Here is a 5,265-nt window from a genome sequence, read left to right on the forward strand (position 1 = left end):
GGTCAGCCCGGCGGTCGCCGCCGGATCCTGGGCCGCGCGGGCCTGCTCGGTGATCTCCAGGAGCCGCTCCACGATCTCGTCGATGTGCTCGCGGCGCAGGCCGGCCAGGCGCTGCCGGATCCAGGCCAGGACCGAGACCAGGCCGCCGGCCAGCGCCCCCAGCAGGTAGAGCGTGTCGCCGTAGCGCTCGACGAAGCCGTGCTGCTCGCGCTCGTAATAGTCGATCGCCCCCGGGTGGATCGGGATCCGGGCGCTCGTGGCCGCCACGGTGGTCTCGTAGGACGGGGCCTGGACGTAATCCGCCGCCTCCGTGGCGTTGGCCGCCTCCGTGCGCTTCTCGAACAGCTGCTGGGTCAGGTCGGCCGCGACGGCACGGCTGAGGGATGCGCGGGCCATCAGCCGGTAGGAGGCGCCCACCGTCTTCACGTCGTCGGCCGGCAGCTTGGGCCGGCCGCCGAACAGGCCGCCCGGGATGGCCACGGCCTGGAGCTTGGGGAAGCGTTCGATCACGGCGTCGTCGTCCGCCACGGCGACGAACGCGACCTTGCCGCCGCGCGCCACCGAGCGGACCGCCGCGACCAGCTCGAGCGCCTTGGGCGCGGAGGGCGCGATGATGCTGATGAAGGCGTCGATCCGCTTCTCGCGCAGCGCCCCGGCCACGCCATCCTCGCCGACCGGCACGAGCACGACTGCGCGGTCGCCCGGTCCGGTGCCCGCCGCCGGCTCCAGCGTCAGGCCGTAATAGCCGAGGAGGCTCTTGAGCAATCCGATATCGGCGTCCCGGTGCGTGCCGATGCCGACCCGCTTGCCGGCCAGGTGCGGGAAATCCGTGATGCCGGCCTGCTCGGGCGAGGCGATGATCATCGCCTGGTCGCGCAGGATCGCCAGGGTGAGCCCGTTGGTCGGCAGCAGCACGTCGGGCCGGACCACCGCCAGGTCGGCCCGCCCGTCCTGCAGGGCGGCGGCACTCTCGCGCACGTCGTCGAAGGCGAGGATCCTGAGGCGCAGGCCGGTGCGGCCCGATTCCAGCGCGTCCGCGTAGGCCTTGATCAGGCCGGGCTCGGTGCCGTCCCGGGGCGCCACCGCGACGGTGAGTACGGTCGCCTGCAGGAGATACCAGGCGGCCAGGGCCGCCATGCCGAGGAGCATCACGGCGCCGCCCAGCAGGGTCTCGCGGCGCAGAAGCCAGGACAGGTTTCTCGGCATCGGCCTCTCGGTTGGTCACGGCCGCGCCGCTTGCCGGCGCGGCTCGAAAGCGCGGCTACAGCGCCAGTTCCGGGAGCGGATCGACGTCGCGCAGGCGGGCCGGTGCGGGCTCGGCGTGGCCCGGCGGCTCGACGGAAAAATAGGCCATCGGCTCCCGGCGGCCGCGCAGGGGCTCGCGGCTGACCTCCCGCCAGACCGCGGTGGCCGGGCCTGCGGCCCGCCGGACCGCCTCCGAGGCCAGGATCGGCACGCCGTGGACCTTGGTCGCCTGCTCAAGGCGCGCGGCGACGTTCACGGTGTCGCCCAGCACGGTGAACTCGTAGCGGGCCTCCTCGCCGATGATCCCGCTGAACACCTCGCCGCAATGGAGGCCGATCCCGATGCGCACCGTGGCGTCGTGCTCGCCCTTGCGGTTCCAGCGGGCGATGGCCTCGACCAGGTCCCCCGCGAAGGCCACCGCTCGGGCGGCGTCGTCGCCCTGCGCCTCGGGCAGGCCGAACACCACCAGGGCGCCGTCGCCCAGGAACTTGTCGACCACGCCGTTGTGCAGCCGGGCGGTCCGCATCACCCGGCGCCGGAACGCGGACAGGAAGGCGGAGAGCTGCTGCGGGTCGAGGCGCTCGGCCAGGGCGGTGGAGCCGCGCATGTCGACGAAGGCGATGACCGCCTGCTGCCGCCGGCCCGCCCGCAGGCTGCCGTCGTCGTCGGCCAGCCGCGAGACCAGTTCCTGCGGCAGGAAGCGCGACAGCCGGCGGCGGCGCCCCGCCTCGCGCATGGCCGACACCGCGAACAGGATCAGCACCAGGACCAGCGCGGCCAGGGCCGCCCAGATCAGCAGCGCGATCCGGGAGACCGCCGCCTGGCGCTGCTCCATCAGGGCCGTCTCCTGGGCCTCCATCCGGCGCACGACCGTGCGGATCTCGTCCATCAGACGGCGCCCGCTCCCCTCCCGGACGAGGGTCCGGCTCGCCTCCGCGTCGCCGCCCCGGTACAGGTCGATGGTGGTGGCGAGTTCGCCGAGCTTCTCGCGGATCAGCAGGATCAGGCCGTCGAGTTCGGCGCGCTGGCCGTCGTCGTCCCGCAGGAGGTCGCCCAGGCGGGCGAGTTCGCCGTTGACCTTGGAGCGGCCGGCCCGGAACGGCGGCAGGAAATCCTCGTCTCCGGTGAGCAGGTAGCCGCGCTGCCCGGTCTCGGCGTCCTGCACCGCCGACAGCACCCGGCCGAGGCGCCCCTCCACGGCCAGGGCGTGACGCACGGCCTCGCTGCCGCGCTGCTGGTAGACCGAGGCGCCCACAGCGATGCCCAGCATGGCCAGGATCACCGCGAGGCCCGCGATCATCCGATCGACGGTCTTCGAGCGCCGGGGCAGTTGCTCGATCACGTCCAGGGCGGTCCGGGCGGTCACGGCGTGGCCGTGCGGGCGAGGGCTGCGTGGGAGCGGGCTGCGCAGGATCGGCTCACACGCACGCCGGCGATCCCGCCGGCCGGAGCCGCTGGCCGTATGGGCTCGCGCATGGTCGCGCTCCGCGCCGCGGGCACAGCGATCTCCTGTCTCGATGGGGTCGGCGGCCGATCCGGACCGGGCCGATGGGTGGAACCGCCAGCACAAAAGGCGGCCCCGGCGATTGTTCCCGCCGCATCGGGCAAACATCACGGACGACAGCGGTTTTCAGGCCCTGCTGCCGCAATCGTGATCCGATCGGGCCCTCCCCCTCCCCGGCCGCTATAGGCCGAACATGCTCTGGGTCGGGGCGTGGAGCGTGAAGGCATGACCCTCGTCGATCCAGCCGGTTCCGGCGTGGCCCTGCTCGATATAGGTGATCTCCGCGGTGCTCGACGCGTAGTAGTGGCGGCCGCTCTCGGTGTTGACGAACCGCTCGATGTTCATGGCGGCCGATCCGGCGGCGGACGGATCCGTGTAGGCCTCGAAGGCGACGCCGTCGTAGCGGTAGCCCGAGCCGGAGCCGATCAGGCCGTCCCGCTCGGCGGCGCTGGCGGTGTAGAAATGGTCGCCGGTCGCCGCGTTGGTGAAGTGGAACACGTCCGCGGTGCCGGCCGCGTCGGTGGGCGCCGCCCAGCCGACCCCCTGATACGCGTAGGCCGTCTGGGAACTCTGCAGCGTGTCCCGCTCCGCCGTGCTGGCCGTGTAGAGGTGCTGGCCGGTGGACGCGTCGTAGAAGTGGAAGACCGGCTCCAGGCTCGCCGCCGCACCGGTCGGGCTGGCCTGGTAGGCGCGCAGGTAGTCGATGTTCATGTGGGCCGGGAACGGCGTCGTCGCGTCGGCGTCGCCGGGCCACGTGCCGCCGACCGCGAGGTTGGCGATCATGTACATCGGCTTGTCCAGGCTGGCCGGCGTCGGCGTGCGGTAGACCTCCTGGCCGTCGAAGTAGAAGGCGAGGCTGTCGGGCCCCCAATCCACCCCGTAGGTGTGGAAGCCCTCGCTCATGTCGGCGACCTGCGCGGTGCCCTGGCTCAGGGTGTGGTCGCCGGCGGTCTGGCCGGGCGCGAGGCTGTGGACGCTGGTGTAGAGCGTGTCGGGGTCGTGCCCGAGCATCTCCATCACGTCGATCTCGGGGGGCCAGGAGCCGTCCTTGGCCAGCAGCCAGAAGGCCGGCCACATCCCCTGCCCGGCCGGCAGCTCGGCCCGCATCTCGAAGTAGCCGTAGGTCTGGCTGAAGCTGTGGGACGTGTTGATCATCCCGGACGTGTAGGGCTGGCCGCCGAGGTCCGGGAGCAGCGCCGGGTCGGACGGCGCGGCCGTGATGGTCAGGATGCCGTCATGGACGCCGAACGGGTTCGGCAAAGCCGCGCCGCTCCCGCCGACGAGATGGTCGGCGCGAAGGTACCATTCCTGCTCCTGGTTGAACGGCCGCGTCCCGGTCGCCGTGACGTAGCTGCCCCATTGCGGCCCGCCCGCCGTGTCGAGGCCCGAGGTCCCGTTCCAGAGGTCGAGGGTGTCGAACTCGGCGCTGTAGGTCAGGGTCGCGGTCTGCGCGAGGTTGTTGGGGTCGATCGGCATCGTGGCTGGCCTACGGTTCTGCCGGATCCTGCGGGATCAAGCCCTGTATGCAATCAGTGGTTGCAAAATCCCTGCCGATCGGCGGCGAGGACGCCGGACGGCCCTATTTCTCGCGGAATGCCCGGCGCGCCTGATCGACCAGGGGCTTGGTGAGGTACGACAGGACGGTCCGGTCGGCGGTCCGGATGAAGGCCTCCACGGGCATGCCGGGCATCAGCTTGGCGCCGTCGAGGCGGCTCAGCTCGTCCTTGGTCACGCCCAGGCGCACGAGGTAGTAGAAACTGCCGGTCCGCTTGTCCTCGCTGACATCGGCGGCGATCCGGGTGACCCGGCCGTTGAGTTCCGGCGTGGTCCGCTGGTCGAAGCTCGGGAAGCGCAGGCCCGCGGCCTGGCCGGTCTGCAGCCGGTCGATGTCCTGGGGCGCGACCCGGACCTCGGCCACCAGGGAATCGGCGTTCGGCACGATCAGCATGATCGGTTCGCCCGGGGAGATCACGCCGCCGCGGGTATGGACAGCCAGCTCGTGGACGTAGCCGGTCTGCGGCGAGCGGATCTCGATGCGCTGGAGCTGGTCGAAGGCTGCGATCCGCTGCTCGGTCAGGGTCGCGGCCTTGGCGCGGTTCTCGGCCAGCTCCTTGGCGACGTCGCTGCGCAGGTTCTGCTCGAGCTGGATGATCTGCAGCTCGGTCTCCGAGACCTTGCCCTTGGCCTGGGCGATGTTGGCCACCAGGACCCCGCGTTCGCCCTTGAGCCGGGACATGTCGCGCTGCAGGCTGGTGAGCCGGGTCAACTGGATCAGGTTCTTCTTCCAGAGATCCTCGACGCCCTCGTATTCCCGGCCGATGATCGTGGTCTCCTGCTCCTTGGCGGCGGCCTGCTCGACCAGACCCTTGATCTCCTCGCGCAACTGGCCGATCCGCTCGCGCAGCTGCGCCTTCTGGCCCTGGAGCGCGTCGCGGCGGAAGCGGAACAGCTTGCGCTCGCCGTCGACGATCCGGGCGACGTCGGGCCCGGCCCCGGCGAGGTCGGCCGGGAAGGCG

4 protein-coding genes are annotated in these 5,265 nt (G+C 71.8%); all 4 read right to left on the reverse strand.

The annotated features are described in order from the left end of the window. A partial coding sequence (locus tag FV228_RS19500) for a TAXI family TRAP transporter solute-binding subunit (protein WP_147856134.1) occupies positions 1-1,206 on the reverse strand: 1,206 nt, incomplete at its 3' end. A gap of 55 nt (positions 1,207-1,261) precedes the next feature. Then, on the reverse strand, positions 1,262-2,611 hold the full coding sequence (locus FV228_RS19505) for a CHASE3 domain-containing protein (RefSeq protein WP_147856135.1): 1,350 nt from the start codon (positions 2,609-2,611) through the stop codon (positions 1,262-1,264). 318 nt (positions 2,612-2,929) lie between these two features. Further along, on the reverse strand, positions 2,930-4,225 hold the full coding sequence (locus tag FV228_RS19510; RefSeq protein WP_147856136.1) for a family 16 glycosylhydrolase: 1,296 nt from the start codon (positions 4,223-4,225) through the stop codon (positions 2,930-2,932). Positions 4,226-4,328: 103 nt separating this feature from the next. Then, positions 4,329-5,265, reverse strand: a 937-nt coding sequence (locus FV228_RS19515) for an HlyD family type I secretion periplasmic adaptor subunit (RefSeq protein WP_147856137.1), incomplete at its 5' end; no start/stop codon positions are given.

The sequence above is a fragment of the Methylobacterium sp. WL18 genome (assembly GCF_008040015.1).
GTDB lineage: Bacteria > Pseudomonadota > Alphaproteobacteria > Rhizobiales > Beijerinckiaceae > Methylobacterium > Methylobacterium mesophilicum.